Origin of the sequence: Streptomyces buecherae (genome assembly GCF_014295035.1) — a bacterium.
Taxonomy (GTDB): Bacteria; Actinomycetota; Actinomycetes; order Streptomycetales; family Streptomycetaceae; genus Streptomyces; species Streptomyces youssoufiensis.
In genome coordinates, this window is the sequence record NZ_CP060404.1 from 5,795,156 (window position 1) to 5,810,416 (window position 15,261).

Genomic DNA, 15,261 nt, shown 5'->3' on the forward strand with positions numbered 1-15,261 from the left:
CCGCACAGACAGCACGGCCCAGGCGGCCGAGCAGATACGGGACATCGGAGACCATGAGCGTGCCCGGCGACAGCGGCCCCACGCAGGGCTACTACCCTGACCCGTCCATTCCCGGCTACATCCGCTACTGGAACGGCGCCGCCTGGGTGCCCGGCACCAGCCGGCCCGCCCCCGGCGAGGGGGAGGCCGTCCCCGCCCCGCCGCCCGACGCCGACGGCCAGGGCCCGCAGCTCGCCCCGACCGAGCAGCCGCCGATCGACACCACCCAACAGGCGGGCGCGGTCCCCGACCAGACGGGGCCGGTCTTCTTCGACGAACAGCCGGACGCCGGCGGCCCGGGCGGCGCGCTGCCCGAACTGCGCCCGCGCGGCGAGGTGGGCGTGCGCACCCAGGGCGCCACCCGACCCGCCGACGCCGTGCCCTGGCACGACCCGCAGCAGCCACCGGACGGCGGCCCCGCGCCGGGCGGCGGTTGGTACGCCGACACCTCGCGGCAGGTGGGCTTCGGGGGCGATGCGGACCAGCGCGTGTCCTGGGGCGCCGACGACGCCCCGGCCGGCCGCCCCGGCTCCGTGCCGGCCTGGGGCGACGGTCCGGGCGACCCGCGCGTGGTCCCGCCGACCGGCATCGCGCCGGCCCCGGCACCCGGGCCCGGCGCCCCCGGCCCCACGGTGCCCGACCCCACGGCGGCGGTCGAGCCCCCGCAGGCGCGGGGCCGCGAACTCGACGCCGGCGCCGCGCCCCGCGCGGCCCTCCCGGCGGGCGGCACCCCCGTCGTACCGCGCCAGGGCGCCGCGCCCACCGAGCCGGCCCCCGCCGACGCCGTCCCCGGCCAGCCCGGGGTTGCCGGGGCGGAGGGCGCCGCGCCACGGGCCAGCGGCGACGGCACGCTCACCATCCGGGCGCTGCGCCGCGAGCGGCAGGGCGCCGAACCGGGCGGCGGCCAGGGCCAGTCGGAGGACGCGCCCCCCGCCGGCCCCGCCACCCCCGGCGGCCGGGACGGCACGCTGACCATCCGCGCGCAGGGCCGTGGCGGTGACGCGCGGGGCAGCGACGTACAGGCGCGCGCGGGGCAGGTCCAGGCGGGCCCCGCGCGCGCCAACGCCCCCTGCCCAGCCGGCCACCACGCCTGCGCCGGCCACCACGCCCCCGCCCGCACAGGCCGTGCCGCACCAGGGCGCCCACCCCCAGCCGGTGCCGGGCACCCAGATCCCGACCCAGGGCGCCCCACTCCGCGCCCCGGCGCCCGGCCCGGCGCAGCCGGCCCCCGCTCCCGCGCCCGCCCTCGCCGCGCCGGGCCTCGGCGCCGGCCAGGCCGACTGGGCACAGCGCGTACACGACCTCGCCCAGCCGGCCGGCCCCGACGGCGCGCGCGCCGGCTCGATCGACGACGTCATCCCGTGGAAGCCCCCGGTCGACAACCCGTTCCTGAGCGCGGCCCAGGCACAGGGCCGGCCGGCCGGGCTCGGCCGGCGGCTGACCGCCCGGCTCGTCGACACGCTGGTGCTCTGCGGGCTCGTCGGCGCCGTCGTGCTGCCGCTGTGGACGCGGGCCAAGGACCACATCGACGAGAAGGTAGAGGAGGCCAAGCAGACCGGCGAGACCGTCACCGTCTACCTGCTCGACGGCACCACCGGCGGCTACCTGGCCCTGGCCCTCGCGGCGCTGCTGCTGCTCGGCGTGGTCTACGAGGCGCTGCCCACCGCCAAGTGGGGCCGCACGCTGGGCAAGAAGCTGTGCGGGGTGCGGGTGCTCGACATCGAGGACCACGACACCCCGACCCTCGGCGCCGCGCTGCGCCGGTGGTTGGTGTACGGGGTGCTCGGGCTGCTGGTCATCGGCCTGGTGAACGTGGTGTGGTGCCTGTTCGACCGGCCGTGGCGGCAGTGCTGGCACGACAAGGCGGCGCGTACGTTCGTGGCCTCGGGCCGGGAGTAGCCCGTTCGGTCGCGGCTGGCGCGCGCGGTGGTTCGCCCGCTCGGACGGGCCAGCCGGGTCGCCCGAACGGCGCTCGCCGGATGCGCCGGGCCTGCCGCCGGGTTCGACTCGGGCCATGAGCACCGACCAGCCCCAGCCCGGCTCCGGCGAGCCGCCGCAGGACGACGACCCGCTGCGCAAGGCGCCGCAGCCACCCCCGGGCCAACCCGGCGCGGGCGCGGCCGGCCCAGCGGCCGGCTCGGGCGACCAGCCCGGCCCGGGCGCTCCGGGCATGGGCCAGCCCGGCGGGGGCGCCCCGGGCCCGTTCGACGCGGCCCACCCCGGGTCCGCCGCGAGCCAGCCCGGCGGCTGGCCCGGCGAGGGCGCGCAGGGCGCACAGGGCGGCCAGGGCGGCCCGCCCGGCGGCGGCCCGTACAACGGCTCGCCGGGCGGCGGCTCCCCGTACGGCGGGCCCTACGGCGGCCCGTACGGGGACCAGCCTGGTGGCGGGTACGGTGGCGTGCCCCCGTACGGCGGCGATCCCTACGGCGGCGACCCCTACGGTGGGGCCGCCGATCCGCTGGCCGGCATGCCGCCGCTGGGTGGGCTCGGGCGGCGGCTGGTCGCCAGGATCGTCGACGGGCTCATCGTCGCCATCCCGGTCAGCGTGATCATGCTCCTGTCGTTCGGCGGCTACGACCCCACCGACCCCGACGACACGGGCAAGTCGTCGGCGACGCAGATCGTCTTCGCGCTGGTGTACTTCGTCTACGAGGGGCTGATGCTCACCACGCGCGGCCAGACCGTCGGCAAGAAGCTGATGAAGCTGCGGGTGGCGATGCTCGACAATGGCGCGAATCCGACGGGTCAACCAGGCTGGTTCCGGGCGGGAACCTACGCGCTGCCACAGATCGTGCCGTGTTGCGGCTTCCTCTTCTGGCTGGTCAACATCCTGTGGTGCACCTGGGACCGGCCGTACCGGCAGTGCCTGCACGACAAGGTGGCCAAGACCGTCGTGGTCTCGACCGAATGAGCCGGGGCGCCGCCCCGTACCCCGACCGTCACACCGGGCCCGGCGGCCCCGACCGGGCCGGCCACGGGGTGGGCTGGCGCCGACACAGATTGCCGATGGGTAACGACCCGGGGGGTATTCCCGGGCCCGATCTGGGCGCGCGCGGCGCACGCTGATGTAATCGGGGCATGAGCGCCAACCAGCCGCCGCCCCCGTACGGGCCGCCACACTCCCCGTACCCCATGACGCAGCCCCCCGGTGTCCCCGCCGGAATGGCTCCGCTGGCCACGTCGGGCCAACGGTTCGTGGCCCGGCTGCTCGACACGTTGATCCTCGGCGTCATCTGGACGCTGGCGCTCGCCGCCACGGGCGCGTTGCAGTCCGCGATGGACGACCCGAACGACCCGGACATCGGCAAGACCGCGATCAGCGCCGTCATCACGTTCATCGTCTACTTCGGCTACGAGGGCGCCATGCTCGCCCACGACGGCCAGACGCTCGGCAAGAAGGCGGCCCGCATCCGGGTGGCCGTGCTGGCCGACGGCGACATCCCGCGCGGCAAGGGCTGGTCGCGGGCCGCGGTGTACGCCCTGCCCGGCATCGCCCAACCCATCCTCCTGGGCACGCTGTTCTGGCTGCTCGACTCGTTGTGGCAGCTGTGGGACAAGCCCTTCCGGCAGTGCCTGCACGACAAGGTGGCCAAGACCGTGGTCGTCGAGGCGCGCTGACCACACCGCCCCCCGTACGCGTCCCCACGTCAGACACGGCGAAGCCGGCCCGGAAGAACGGGCCGGCTTCGCCGTGTCCGGCTGGGTGTCTGGCTCTGAGATCAGCTCCGCAGGGTGTGCTCGGTGGCCCGTGGTTCGGTGCGGCGGAGCGGGAGCCGGGTGACGGGTGAGGAGTCCGCGCCGCGGCTCGACGGCGCCGGGGTGGCCCGGGGGATCGGCACGGTCACGGCGACGAGCAGCCCGAGGGCGAGGCCGGCCACCGCGATGACCGCCACACCCGTTCCTGATCGCACCTCGGAGAGCAGCAGCATGGCGAGGGTCGATAAGACGACGGTCGCCGAACCGTAGACAAGCTGGGCTGGGGTCGGACGCGGCATGGCAATATCCGTCCTCAAGAAGACGATATGGGGGAGCTTTGGGGGCAAGCGTCACGCGGGTATGTCGACGGAAAAACCCTACGGTGCTGAATGCCCCAGACGGACTTCCAGTAAGCGTGACCTAACCCACGGTGCCGGTGCACAAGGGGCGCACGGAATCATCCGGCCACACAACATCCGGTCCCAGCGCGCCGGTTGACAGTGGGGTGTGGGGCGTGGGCGCCGGGTGGGGGCGCTGCGCGGTCCGCGTCACGGGCGCAGCGGTCGCCAGCCCTGCGATCCACCACTCCGCTCCGCTGCCGGGTTCGCGCGCCGAGCGCGCGCCTCTGGTCAACTCCGCCTCGTAGGCCGGCGGAAGGAGGGACGCCGTGGACGTCGGAGCGTCGAGGTTCAGCCAGGTAGTCAGCCGATTCCACGCTGCCACCACGCGGGCTGCGCATTTCTGATCAGATATGGCAGTCACCGTGCCAAGTGTGAAGGAAGCTGACCCGTCGTGCGTCATGTACTGGGAAACGTCGCCGTGTTGGCCGCTGCCGCCGGAATCATTTTGGCGGCCCGGCCGGGTGTGCCCGAGGGGCCGCGGTCGCGGCCGGCGCCCACGAACGCGCCCTTGTCGTACGCGCAGTGCGTCGAGATCGCGAGCGAGATCGAGTACGCGCGGGAGGAGTCCGTGCGGGAGAAGTGGGTGCGGGATGAGGGGACGGGAGACAAGGAGTTGCCGGACCAGGGGGTGCGGCAGACGGTGTCGGTCATGATCGCGCGTGACGTGGCCTATCCGGCGGAATGTCAGGACGCGATCGAGGAGTTGGCGCCCGAGTCCACCGAGTCGCCGTCCGCCTCCGTCCGGCGTTCACCGCTTCCCAGCCCGACCCCGGCCGACCGCTAGCGTCCCGCACCCGGCCTCCGCGCGGGGCGGCGCCCCGCGCGCCAACGGTGCGCCGTTCGCGGGCACGTGCCGCGACCGTCATCAGCCCCGGGGAGCCTCGCGGTATACGCCGCCCAGCCGTTCGCTATGCGGAGCGTGAAAAGCAAAAAACGTACTGGGCTGGCGTGTCCAAGTCAAGGTCTGTCTTTTCTGCACTAACTCCGGTCAAATAGCGACACTCATCTTGACTGGGGAGGCAGTACTCAGGTGAAAAGTCAACGGAGGGCGATGAGACCCATCGCCATCGCCACGGTCATCGGCGCACTCGGAGCCGGCGCGCTCTCGGTGGGCGTGGCCCAGGCCGACGACCGTAGCAGCGCCCCCGCCCCCGCGGCGGCGACGGAAGCGGCGAGCAACGACCCCGCCGCACCGCGCAAGCACGTCGAGCACGACCTGGCAGGCCCGTTCAGCGAGCAGCAGGAGGCGCAGCGCGAGGACGCGCTGCGCCAGGTCATTTCCGGGGAGGCCAAGGCCGAACGCCGTGGCGCGTCCCAGGTGGTCAAGCTCGACCGGGGCAAGTACGTCGAGTTGGGCCGGGAGAAGACCGACAAGATCTTCACGATCCTGGTCGAGTTCGGCGACAAGGTCGACAACGAGACCACGTACGACCCCGACGGCCCGGACGGTCCGCAGCCCCCAGTCAAGAAGTACGGCGGCGACCCCGGCCCCGCGCACAACCAGATAGCCAAGCCGGACCGTGCCAAGGACAACAGCACGGCCTGGAAGGCGGACTACAACCGCAAGCACTTCGAGGACCTGTACTTCTCGAAGGCGAAGAACAAGGAATCGCTCAAGAAGTACTACGAGAAGCAGTCCTCGGGCCGCTACTCGGTCGAGGGCGAGGTCTCCGACTGGGTCAAGGTCGACTACAACGAGGCCCGCTACGGCTCCAACTACTGCGGCGACACCAACTGCTCCAACGCCTGGGACCTGATCCGCGACGGCGTGACCCGGTGGGCCGAGGACCAGAAGGCCGCCGGCCGCACCGACGCGCAGATCAAGGCGGACCTGGCCAAGTACGACCAGTGGGACCGCTACGACTTCGACGGTGACGGCAACTTCAACGAGTCCGACGGTTACATCGACCACTTCCAGATCGTCCACGCGGGCGAGGACGAGTCGGCCGGCGGCGGCGTGCAGGGCGAGGACGCGCTGTGGGCGCACCGCTGGTACGCGTACGGCACCGACGCCGGCAAGACGGGCCCGGAGGGCAACAGGGCCGGCGGCGCGCAGATCGGCGGCACCGGCATCTGGGTCGGCGACTACACGATGCAGCCGGAGAACGGCGGACTCGGCGTCTTCGCCCACGAGTACGGCCACGACCTCGGCCTGCCGGACGAGTACGACACCACGAACCGGGCCGAGTCCTCGGTCGCCTTCTGGTCGTTGATGTCCACCGGCTCCTGGCTCGGCGAGGGCAAGGACACCATCGGTGACCTGCCCGGCGACATGAACGCCTGGGACAAGCTCCAGCTCGGCTGGCTCAACTACGACCAGGCCAAGGCCGCCACGCGCTCCACGCACAAGCTGGGCGTGGCCGAGTACAACACCAAGGACAAGCAGGCGCTCCTGGTCGAGCTGCCCGCCAAGTCCAGCACCACCAAGATCGTGAAGCCCGCCGCCGGCACCAAGCAGTGGTGGAGCGGCATGGGCAACGACCTCAAGAACACCCTGGCCCGCCCGGTTGACCTGACCGGCAAGGCCAAGGCGTCCCTCGACCTCCAGGGTTGGTGGGACATCGAGGAGAACTACGACTACCTCTACGCGGAGGTCTCCACCGACGGCGGCGCCAACTGGACGCCCGTCGACGGCACGGCCGACGGCAAGCAGATCCCGCGCGACGGCGGCAACAAGCCGGCGCTGCACGGGATTTCGGGCGCGTACAAGAAGCTCTCGTACCCGCTGGACGCCTACGCGGGCCAGAAGATCGACGTGCGCTTCCGCTACCAGACCGACGGCGGCGCCGCGCAGAACGGCTTCGCGGCCGACGAGATCAGCGTGACGGCCGACGGCAAGCCGCTGTTCCAGGACGGCGCCGAGGGCGACGACAACGGCTGGACCAGCAAGGGCTTCTCGCGCATCGGCGAGTCCTTCACCAAGGACTACCCGCAGTACTACATCGCGGAGAACCGCCAGTACGTCAGCTACGACAAGACCCTCAAGGTCGGCCCGTACAACTACGGTTGGACCTCCACCCGGCCGGACTGGGTCGAGCACTACCCGTACCAGAACGGCCTGTTGATCTGGCTGTGGGACACCGCGACGCCCGACAACAACGTGAGCGCGCACCCGGGCTCGGGTCAGATCCTGCCGGTCGACGCGCACGCCAAGCCCGAGAAGTGGTCGGACGGCACCCTGATGCGCAACCGCTTCCAGGCGTACGACTCCACCTTCAGCCACTTCCGCACCGATGGCTACACCGTCCACAAGGACGGCAAGGCCACGCGGGTGCCGTCGAAGCGCGGCGTGTCCGTCTTCGACGACCGCAAGGGCACCTACTGGTACGACACCAACCCGACCGGTGGCGTTAAGGTTCCTGACACCAACACCCAGATCAGGATCCTGCACGAGGCGTGGGACGGGTCCACGATGACCCTCCGCGTCGGTCCTTCCGGCCGGAAGTGACATAGTCGCAGGTCACAGAGGTATCGGCCGTCGCCCCTAGCGGGCGGCGGCCGATTCGCGTTTAGATGCCCCTACGAGATTCTTGTTGACGCGACGTCTCAGGGGGCGATCGAGAGCATGGCAGGCGGTGGATTCACCAAGCTTCCGGGGGGCGATGTGGTGGTGGCGGTTTCGCTGCCCAGCCCGTTCGGTCGGCCGATGGGCGCGGGCCCCGGCGGCACGCTGGGTCACGGTACGTACACGGCCGGCGGTGGCGGTTCCGGAGTGATCGGTGGGCCCACCGAGGCCGCTGCGGCGGCTGAGACAGAAAGCGCGTTCATTCGCACCGGGGCGCTCAGCGGCACCGCCGCCATGGGCCCGCGCATCCGCATCCTGGTGCACGCCGCGAACCGGCAGCGCGCCCTGACCCGGCTGCGCAACCTCGGCCTGCGCGCGGTCTACCTGCGGGGCAACGCGGAACCCCCGACCCCGGACGAGATCACGGCCGTGCTGCACCACCCCGACGGGCTGGTCTGGCGGGCCGCCCCCGACGACGACACCGAGTCCTGGCACCCGATCCGCGCACTGCTGCGCAGCACGCTGCGCTCACCCGCCGCATCCGCCTGACCTGCGTCTTTGTCAGCGGGTACGCATGCGGGTGCGGGTGCGGGTGCGGGTACGCCTGCGGGTGCGAGGCGGCAGGCGCGGCGATGTGACCGGAGCCCGGGCCGGGTCCAAGCGGCGGCGGAGCGGGTCGGGCTGGGCGGGTCAGGCCGAGCGGAGCACCGGCGTGCCGGTCAGCCGCACCGAGGCCGCGCGCATCTCCTTCAGCGCCCGCTCCGTGGTGTGCTCGGCCACGCCCGCCGTCAGGTCGAGCAGCACGTGCGTCTCGAAGCCGGCGCGGCGGGCGTCCAGGGCCGTGGCCCGTACGCAGTGGTCGGTGGCGATGCCGACCACGTCCACCTCGCTCACCTCGCGCTCCCGCAGCCAGCGCTCCAGCGGCGTGCCGTTCTCGTCGGCGCCCTCGAAGCCGCTGTAGGCCGCCGAGTAGGCGCCCTTGTCGAAGACCGTGTCCAGCGACCCGGCGGCGACGGCCGGCGCGAAGTTGGGGTGGAAGCCGCTGCCCTCGGTGCCCGCCAGGCAGTGCACCGGCCAGGAGTGCTCGTAGTCGGGGTGGTCGGAGAAGTGGTCGCCCGGGTCTATGTGGTAATCGCGGGTCGCCACGATGTGCCGGTAGCCGGGGGCGGCCTGACCGATCAGGTCCGTGATGGCGGCGGCGACGTCGGAACCGCCCTGGACGGCGAGGCTGCCGCCCTCGCAAAAGTCGTTCTGCACGTCGATGACGATCAGTGCCCGGTACATGGCGCGTGCCTTCCGGATGGGGACGAGGTAGGGATCGGTGTGCGCCCCGATCCGGTGTAACCGAGGGTAGACACCGAACGGGTCGCACGGGAGTACGTGTGCCGCGGACGGCGGGCGCGCCCCTGGTCTTCCCGGGCGCACCGCCCGTCACACGTGTGGGCGCCGACCACCCCCGTGACGAGTGAGGGTCCGCTGGCTGTCTGGCTGGTCCGCTGTCTGGCTGGTTGCCCGGCTGCCTGTCTGCCCGGCTGCCTGTCTGCCCGGCGGCCCGGCCAGCCGGCCGGGCCCGGCGACGGCTGGCGGCCCGCTCGGGCGTACTCGGCCCGCTCAGGCGTACTCGGTCGGCAGCACCGGCTCGCCACGGGAGAGCTGGGTCGCCGACAGGGGCAGGCCGGCGCGGGCCGCGGTGTGCCGGTCGCGGGCCGCGTCGAGCGGCTCGCGGGCGACGACCTCGCCGGCGCGTACCAGCTCCACCTGGAGCTGCCGGTCCGCCAGCTCCGGCGGCACCGGGCCGGAGCCCACGACCTCCGCCTCGGCCACGCCCTCCGCGTCCAGGCGGCGGGCGGCCCACTTGCGCCCGCCGATGGAGGTCTTGCCGCCCATGGACTTCTTCGCGACCGGGACCAGCGGCGCCGCGGGGTCGTCGGAGGCGGCCCGGGCGACCAGCTTGTAGACCATCGAGCAGGTCGGGTGGCCGCTGCCGGTGACCAACTGGGTGCCGACCCCGTACGCGTCCACCGGGGCCGCGGCCAGCGAGGCGATGGCGTACTCGTCCAGGTCGCTGGTCACCACGATCTTGGTCTGGTGAGCGCCGAGGTCGTCGAGTTGCTGGCGCACCCGGTGGGCCAGCAGGAGCAGGTCCCCGGAGTCGATGCGCACGGCGCCCAGCTCCGGGCCGGCGATCTCGACGGCGGTGCGCACCGCCTCGGCCACGTCGTAGGTGTCCACCAGCAACGTGGTGCCGCTGCCGAGCGCGGCGACCTGCGCGGTGAACGCGTCCCGTTCGCTGTCGTGCAGCAGCGTGAAGGCGTGCGCGCTGGTGCCCACGGTCGGGATGTTGTAGCGGAAGCCGGCGGCCAGGTCGGAGGTGGTCGCGAAGCCGCCGACGTAGGCGGCCCGGGCCGCGGCGACGGCCCCCAGCTCGTGGGTGCGGCGGGCGCCCATCTCGATCAGCGGGCGGCCACCGGCCGCGACGGCCATCCGGGACGCGGCGGCGGCGACGGCCGAGTCGTGGTTGAGGATGGACAGGATCACCGTCTCAAGCAGCACGGCCTCGCCGAAGGTGCCCTCGACGCGCATCAGGGGCGAGCCGGGGAAGTAGACCTCGCCCTCGGGGTAGCCATGGATGTCGCCGGAGAAGCGGTAGTCGGCCAGCCAGTTCAGCGTGGTCTCGTCCACGATCCGCTGGTCGGAGAGGAAGCCGAGGATGCCGCTGTCGAAGCGGAAGTTCGCCACGGCGTCCAGGACGCGCCCGGTGCCCGCGAGCACGCCGTAGCGCCGGCCCTCGGGCAGCCGCCGGGTGAAGACCTCGAAGACCGAACGGCGCCCCGCGGTGCCGCCCCGCAGCGCCGCCTGCAACATGGTGAACTCGTACCGGTCGGTGAAGAGCGCGGTGGAGGGCACGTCGACCGGCAGCCCAAGGTCCGCGGTGTTCATCGCGTTCCCGCCGGCCGCGGTGTGCGCGGTGGTCGGGGCGTTCTTGGCGTTCATGGCGTTCCCAGCGGTCACGGCGGGGTGGACCCCGCGTCTCGGGTGAAGCGGTTGGGGGGATGCTACCTCCATTATTCGTCAGAGTGACGATTTCTAGGGCCGTTTGTGCGCCAGGCCACGCCGGGTGGCAGCATGGACGGGTGAGCGCCCATCCCTGTCCACCCGCTGTCGCACGCACCGTGCCGCATCCGCTGCTCAGCGTGGCCCCCACCGAGATCGAGCGGCCCGACGCGAGCGAGGCGCCCGTCGAGGTGCCCGAACCGGACGTGCCCTGGGTGACCGTGGTCCACAACGACCCGGTGAACCTCATGAGTTACGTGACGTACGTCTTCCAGAGTTACTTCGGCTATCCCAAGGACAAGGCACACCGGTTGATGATGGACGTCCACCACAAGGGCCGCGCGATCGTCTCCAGCGGGAGCCGCGAGGAGATGGAACGCGACGTGCAGGCCATGCACGGCTACGGCCTGTGGGCGACCCTCCAGCAGGACCGCTGATGGCCGGGCACTTCGAGGCGCTGCCCGGCGGCGGCGCCGCCGTCGCGCTGGACGAGGTGGAGATCTCCATCCTGCGCAGCCTCGCCGTCCAACTCCTCGAACTGATCGGGCCCGGCGAGGCGGCGGCGGACGACGACCCGCTGGCCGCGCTCTTCACCGACGGCCCGAGCAGCCCGCCGTCCGACCCGGCGCTCGCCCGGCTCTTCCCCGACGCGTACGGCGGCCCCGGGGCGGCCGACGACGAGCGAACGCGGGCCGCCGCGGCCGAGTTCCGCCGCTTCACGGAGAACGACCTGCGGGCGCGCAAGCGGGACGACGCGCTGGCGATGGTCCGCAGCCTGGACGCGCTGGGCTCCGGCGGCGCGGTGCTCGAACTGGGCCCGGACTCCTCCCGGCAGTGGCTCGGCGCCCTCAACGACCTGCGGCTCGCCATCGGGGCCCGGCTCGAGGTCTCCGACGACGACGAGGAAGCCAGCGAGCTGTACACCCTGCCCGACTCCGACCCCCGCAAGCCCATGGTGATGGCCTACCTGTGGCTGGGCGGAATGCAGGAGTCCCTCATCGAAACGCTGATGCCGTAGTCGACGGACGCGCCCGAGGGGCATCCCCCACCGCGTAGGCCGCCGTCCGTGGGCCGCCGCACGCCGTCCGGTCCTCGGGCGCCACGCCCGTGGCCCGCGGTGCGTACGTTCGGCGCGCCCCGGCTTCCGGGGCGGGGTGTGGTGGCGGTGTGACGGTGGCGTGACGTGCGACCCAACCGTGGGCGCGGGGTGGCGCACCGGTGATGATGGTGCGGCGGCGCGTGTACGACGGGGGTGTCGCGGGGGCCGACCAGAGCGCCCGCCGGGGCTCCCGGCCACCGGCTCGCGCCGTCGGCGCTCGCGGTGGCGTACGGTCTGAGCTGGGACGCGGCCCGCGACGAGGCTGGCGGTGGGTCGGTCGGAGCGCGGCCGGGCGGTCGCCGAAGCGCACCGGAGGCGAACCCTCCGGCGGGCGGCGCGACGTCCGCGAGGCGGCTGGCCGGTCGCCGGAAGCAGGACTTCCGGGCGCTGGAACGAGGGCCTCCGGCCGCTGGAGGCGAGGCTTCCGGCCGTGGGAGGCGGGGCTTCCGGTCACCGGGCGGCGCGCGGGACCGCTGTCCGGGTGATCTTGGTTCCTCGAACGGCCTCGCGGTGGGAGCGGCGGAGCGGTCGCCATATCCGGATAGATCGCGACTTGTGGTTCGCTCAACGAAGGCTCAAATCCGCATAACGATCCCATCACCGCGCTGGTGGTTATCGAACACTGATCCGTGGTTTGTCCTATTTTTTTCGTGACCTGCGTCGCGTTCGTCTCTACTGATCTCAGGTCGGCTCGTGGTAAATCTTCACGACCTGCCGTCCGCGACGCCACCCATGTCGCGGCGGGAGCGCTGTGCCGACCGATCGTCGGCGTGCAGGACTCCATCCGGGGGGATCGGGACCCGATCCGGACAATCCGGATCGGTATGGAGAAAGGCGCACCACTTATGACCTCAGCGCAGGTCGACACGCGGAACGACGACGGCAGCGAGGCCACAGGGGTCGCGACCGACGAGGGCTACCAGCGAGGACTGGGAGCCCGACAGATTCAGATGATCGCCATCGGTGGCGCCATTGGCACGGGGCTCTTCCTCGGTGCCGGAAAGGCGATCACCAAGGCTGGCCCCAGCCTCATCCTCGCCTATGCCGTCGCTGGTCTTGTCATCTTCTTCATCATGCGGGCGCTGGGCGAGTTGCTCATGTATCGCCCCGTTTCCGGCAGCTTCTCTGAGTACGCCCGGGAGTTCCTGGGCCCCTTCTTCGGCTTTGTGACCGGCTGGACCTACTGGCTCTTCTGGGTCGTCACCGGCATCACGGAAGTCACCGCCGCGGCCAAATACATGCAGTACTGGTGGAGTGACATTCCGCAATGGGTGTCCGCACTGATCTTCACGGTCATTCTCTTCGGCGCCAACCTCATCTCGGTGAAACTCTTCGGCGAGCTTGAGTTCTGGTTCTCCATGATCAAGGTCACCGCCATTCTCGGCATGATCCTGATCGGCCTCGGCGTGATCACCATCGGCTTCTCCGACGCCGGCGACACGGCCTCCTTCACCCACCTGTGGGACGACGGCGGCTTCTTCCCCAAGGGCATCGACGGCACGCTGATGACCCTGCAGATCGTGATGTTCGCCTTCCTCGCCGTCGAACTCGTCGGCGTCACGGCGGGCGAGTCGGTCAACCCCAAGAAGACCCTGCCCAAGGCCATCAACACCGTGCCGTGGCGCATCGCCGTCTTCTACCTCGGCGCCCTCATCATCATTCTCTCGGTGGTGAGCTGGACCGAGTTCGCGCCGGACACCAGCCCCTTCGTGGCCGCCTTCCAGAAGATCGGCCTCCCGGCGGGCGCGGGCATCGTGAACTTCGTGGTGCTCACCGCGGCGCTGTCCTCGTGTAACTCCGGCATGTACTCCACCGGCCGCATGCTGCGCGACCTGGCGCTCAACGGTCAGGGCCCGCAGATCTTCACCCGGCTCACCAAGAACGGCCTGCCGCTGTTCGGCACCAGCGTCTCGGCCGCGCTCATGATGGTCGGCGTCTGGATCAACTACGAGTGGCCGTCGAAGGCGTTCGACTACGTCGTCTCCTTCGCGACCATCTCCGGCATGTGGGCCTGGATCATGATCCTGTTCTCGCAGCTCCGCTACCGGGCCAAGGCCAACCGGGGCGAGCTGCCGAAGTCCACGTTCCGGGCCCCCGGCGCCCCGTACACCAGCATCTTCGCGCTGTGCTTCATCGGGATGGTCATCGTCCTGATGGGCTTCGACGAGGACGCCCGGGTCTCGCTCTACGCGGCGCCGATCTGGGCCGTGCTGCTGACCATCGGCTACTTCGTCATAAAGAACCGCAACCCGCAGGCGTTCGCCCGCAAGGACTACTCGATGGCCGCGGCCAACGCGGACTGGGGCGACAGCGAGTCGCCCGTGGTCACGCAGAAGTCCGCCCCGGCCACCACCGGGTCCGCCGACGGTGGCGCGGCCAAGGGGTCCGACGAGCCCGCACCGGGCGACGGGGACGCCACCCGCGACAAGGACTGAGGCAGCACCCGCTCGACGCGCCCACCGGGCGCACCCGCGGCCCCGCGCCGCACCCGGGCCCGGCCCGTACCCGCGCACGCGGATACGGGCCGGGCCCCGCCTCGTTCCACCCCCGCCTCGTCCCGCCCCCGCGCGGGCCGCCCGCCGGGCCCACGCCCCGCCCCGGGCCCCCGCGCGGGCCTCCTTATGCTGTCGCCATGCTGACCATCACCCAGGCCCTCCACGACCAGATCGTCGCCCACGCGCGCGCCGACCACCCCGACGAGGCGTGCGGCGTGGTCGCGGGCCCGGAGGGCAGCGACCGGCCCGAGCGGTTCATCCCGATGCTCAACGCGGCCCGCTCGCCCACGTTCTACGAGTTCGACTCCGGCGACCTGCTGGCGCTCTACCGCGACCTCGACGACCGCGACGAGGTGCCCGTGATCATCTACCACTCGCACACCGCGACCGAGGCTTACCCGTCCCGTACGGACATCTCGTACGCGAACGAGCCGGGCGCCCACTACGTGCTCGTCTCCACCGCCCACACCGACGACGCCGGCCCCTTCCAGTTCCGCTCGTTCCGCATCGTGGACGGCGTGGTCACCGAGGAGGACGTGCGCGTCGTCGAGGCGTACTGAGGCCCGCGCGGGCGGGCCGTCGCGCGGCCCACGGCCGCCGTGTCCGGCACCGGCGGCGGGGCCGCGCGGCCACCCCGCGTCTCACATGGCGCAACGCGGGAGTCCACCAGCCAAGACGGGCTATCCGGAGCGCGAGCGGGAATCGATACGATGAGCGCATGGTTGTCCATGACGTGAACGCCGCGACCCGCCGGGGGGTGACCCGCGCGCACCCCGCCACGCCGCCGGGCTCCCTGCTCGTCGCGCGGCTGCACGTCGATCTGTGCCGCCTCGCCAGCGCCATCTGTCCGCGGCGCGCCGCCGCCTGACCCTCGCGGCCACGCCCGCCCGCACACCGCGCCGTACGTCCACGCGCAGCCGCGTGCCGATCAGTCGACATTCCGCACCTTCGCACTCCGACAGGAGCTCAGCC

Annotated in this window: 14 protein-coding genes and 1 pseudogene; 12 read left to right on the plus strand and 3 right to left on the minus strand. The window is 72.2% G+C overall.

What is annotated here, in order from left to right; translation table 11 throughout:
• Positions 1 to 53: 53 nt before the first annotated feature.
• The 4 genes and pseudogenes from H7H31_RS22885 to H7H31_RS22900 form a co-directional block, all read left to right on the plus strand.
• Positions 54 to 134, plus strand: a pseudogene (locus H7H31_RS22885) (DUF2510 domain-containing protein); the annotation flags it as partial.
• A 1,060-nt stretch (positions 135 to 1,194) separates the two neighbouring features.
• Positions 1,195 to 1,938, plus strand: a complete 744-nt coding sequence (locus H7H31_RS22890; protein WP_232110028.1) for an RDD family protein — start codon at positions 1,195 to 1,197, stop codon at positions 1,936 to 1,938.
• A gap of 115 nt (positions 1,939 to 2,053) precedes the next feature.
• Entirely contained in the window at positions 2,054 to 2,950 is an 897-nt protein-coding gene (locus H7H31_RS22895) for an RDD family protein (RefSeq protein WP_187062015.1), read from the plus strand.
• A 167-nt stretch (positions 2,951 to 3,117) separates the two neighbouring features.
• Positions 3,118 to 3,657, plus strand: coding sequence for an RDD family protein (locus tag H7H31_RS22900; protein ID WP_232110029.1), 540 nt, complete (start codon positions 3,118 to 3,120; stop codon positions 3,655 to 3,657).
• A gap of 101 nt (positions 3,658 to 3,758) precedes the next feature.
• Here the strand turns inward: H7H31_RS22900 and H7H31_RS22905 are convergent, their stop codons facing one another.
• Complete coding sequence (locus H7H31_RS22905; RefSeq protein WP_187062016.1) at positions 3,759 to 4,034, minus strand: hypothetical protein; 276 nt, start codon at positions 4,032 to 4,034, stop codon at positions 3,759 to 3,761.
• A gap of 610 nt (positions 4,035 to 4,644) precedes the next feature.
• Between H7H31_RS22905 and H7H31_RS22910 the strand changes: the two genes are divergently transcribed.
• The 3 genes from H7H31_RS22910 (at position 4,645) to H7H31_RS34260 (ending at position 8,190) form a co-directional block, all read left to right on the plus strand.
• On the plus strand, positions 4,645 to 4,920 hold the full coding sequence (locus tag H7H31_RS22910; protein WP_187062017.1) for a hypothetical protein: 276 nt from the start codon (positions 4,645 to 4,647) through the stop codon (positions 4,918 to 4,920).
• 246 nt (positions 4,921 to 5,166) lie between these two features.
• Entirely contained in the window at positions 5,167 to 7,584 is a 2,418-nt protein-coding gene (locus tag H7H31_RS22915; protein ID WP_443728873.1) for an immune inhibitor A domain-containing protein, read from the plus strand.
• Between the two features lie 351 nt (positions 7,585 to 7,935).
• Complete coding sequence (locus tag H7H31_RS34260; RefSeq protein WP_372455968.1) at positions 7,936 to 8,190, plus strand: hypothetical protein; 255 nt, start codon at positions 7,936 to 7,938, stop codon at positions 8,188 to 8,190.
• A gap of 141 nt (positions 8,191 to 8,331) precedes the next feature.
• Here the strand turns inward: H7H31_RS34260 and H7H31_RS22925 are convergent, their stop codons facing one another.
• Both H7H31_RS22925 and H7H31_RS22930 read right to left on the minus strand, forming a co-directional pair.
• Positions 8,332 to 8,925: a nicotinamidase gene (locus H7H31_RS22925; RefSeq protein ID WP_187062020.1), complete on the minus strand. Its 594-nt coding sequence runs from the start codon at positions 8,923 to 8,925 to the stop codon at positions 8,332 to 8,334.
• A gap of 327 nt (positions 8,926 to 9,252) precedes the next feature.
• Entirely contained in the window at positions 9,253 to 10,581 is a 1,329-nt protein-coding gene (locus tag H7H31_RS22930; RefSeq protein WP_187062025.1) for a nicotinate phosphoribosyltransferase, read from the minus strand.
• A gap of 245 nt (positions 10,582 to 10,826) precedes the next feature.
• Between H7H31_RS22930 and clpS the strand changes: the two genes are divergently transcribed.
• The 5 genes from clpS to H7H31_RS22955 all read left to right on the plus strand — a co-directional run bounded on the left by clpS (position 10,827) and on the right by H7H31_RS22955 (position 15,157).
• Positions 10,827 to 11,132 carry an ATP-dependent Clp protease adapter ClpS gene (clpS, locus tag H7H31_RS22935; RefSeq protein WP_176166091.1) on the plus strand — a complete coding sequence of 102 codons (306 nt, stop codon included), beginning with the start codon at positions 10,827 to 10,829 and terminating at the stop codon, positions 11,130 to 11,132.
• Positions 11,132 to 11,713, plus strand: coding sequence for a DUF2017 domain-containing protein (locus H7H31_RS22940; RefSeq protein WP_187062021.1), 582 nt, complete (start codon positions 11,132 to 11,134; stop codon positions 11,711 to 11,713). Before clpS ends, H7H31_RS22940 begins: the two co-directional genes overlap by 1 nt.
• Positions 11,714 to 12,639: 926 nt before the next feature.
• Positions 12,640 to 14,229 (plus strand): amino acid permease, encoded by a 1,590-nt coding sequence (locus H7H31_RS22945; protein WP_187062022.1) that lies wholly within the window; start codon positions 12,640 to 12,642, stop codon positions 14,227 to 14,229.
• Positions 14,230 to 14,426: 197 nt separating this feature from the next.
• Positions 14,427 to 14,849, plus strand: a complete 423-nt coding sequence (locus H7H31_RS22950) for a Mov34/MPN/PAD-1 family protein (RefSeq protein ID WP_187061731.1) — start codon at positions 14,427 to 14,429, stop codon at positions 14,847 to 14,849.
• 158 nt (positions 14,850 to 15,007) lie between these two features.
• On the plus strand, positions 15,008 to 15,157 hold the full coding sequence (locus H7H31_RS22955; protein WP_176161853.1) for a putative leader peptide: 150 nt from the start codon (positions 15,008 to 15,010) through the stop codon (positions 15,155 to 15,157).
• Positions 15,158 to 15,261 lie beyond the last annotated feature (104 nt).

Excerpts from the sequence above, each read along its gene's own strand:
- H7H31_RS22895 (WP_187062015.1), top strand. The coding sequence starts at position 2,054 with ATGAGCACCGACCAGCCCCAGCCCGGCTCCGGCGAGCCGCCGCAGGAC.
- H7H31_RS22900 (WP_232110029.1), top strand. The coding sequence starts at position 3,118 with ATGAGCGCCAACCAGCCGCCGCCCCCGTACGGGCCGCCACACTCCCCG.
- H7H31_RS22905 (WP_187062016.1), bottom strand. The coding sequence starts at position 4,034 with ATGCCGCGTCCGACCCCAGCCCAGCTTGTCTACGGTTCGGCGACCGTC.
- H7H31_RS34260 (WP_372455968.1), top strand. The coding sequence starts at position 7,936 with ATGGGCCCGCGCATCCGCATCCTGGTGCACGCCGCGAACCGGCAGCGC.
- H7H31_RS22925 (WP_187062020.1), bottom strand. The coding sequence starts at position 8,925 with ATGTACCGGGCACTGATCGTCATCGACGTGCAGAACGACTTTTGCGAG.
- H7H31_RS22930 (WP_187062025.1), bottom strand. The coding sequence starts at position 10,581 with ATGAACACCGCGGACCTTGGGCTGCCGGTCGACGTGCCCTCCACCGCG.
- H7H31_RS22940 (WP_187062021.1), top strand. The coding sequence starts at position 11,132 with ATGGCCGGGCACTTCGAGGCGCTGCCCGGCGGCGGCGCCGCCGTCGCG.
- H7H31_RS22945 (WP_187062022.1), top strand. The coding sequence starts at position 12,640 with ATGACCTCAGCGCAGGTCGACACGCGGAACGACGACGGCAGCGAGGCC.
- H7H31_RS22950 (WP_187061731.1), top strand. The coding sequence starts at position 14,427 with ATGCTGACCATCACCCAGGCCCTCCACGACCAGATCGTCGCCCACGCG.
- H7H31_RS22955 (WP_176161853.1), top strand. The coding sequence starts at position 15,008 with ATGGTTGTCCATGACGTGAACGCCGCGACCCGCCGGGGGGTGACCCGC.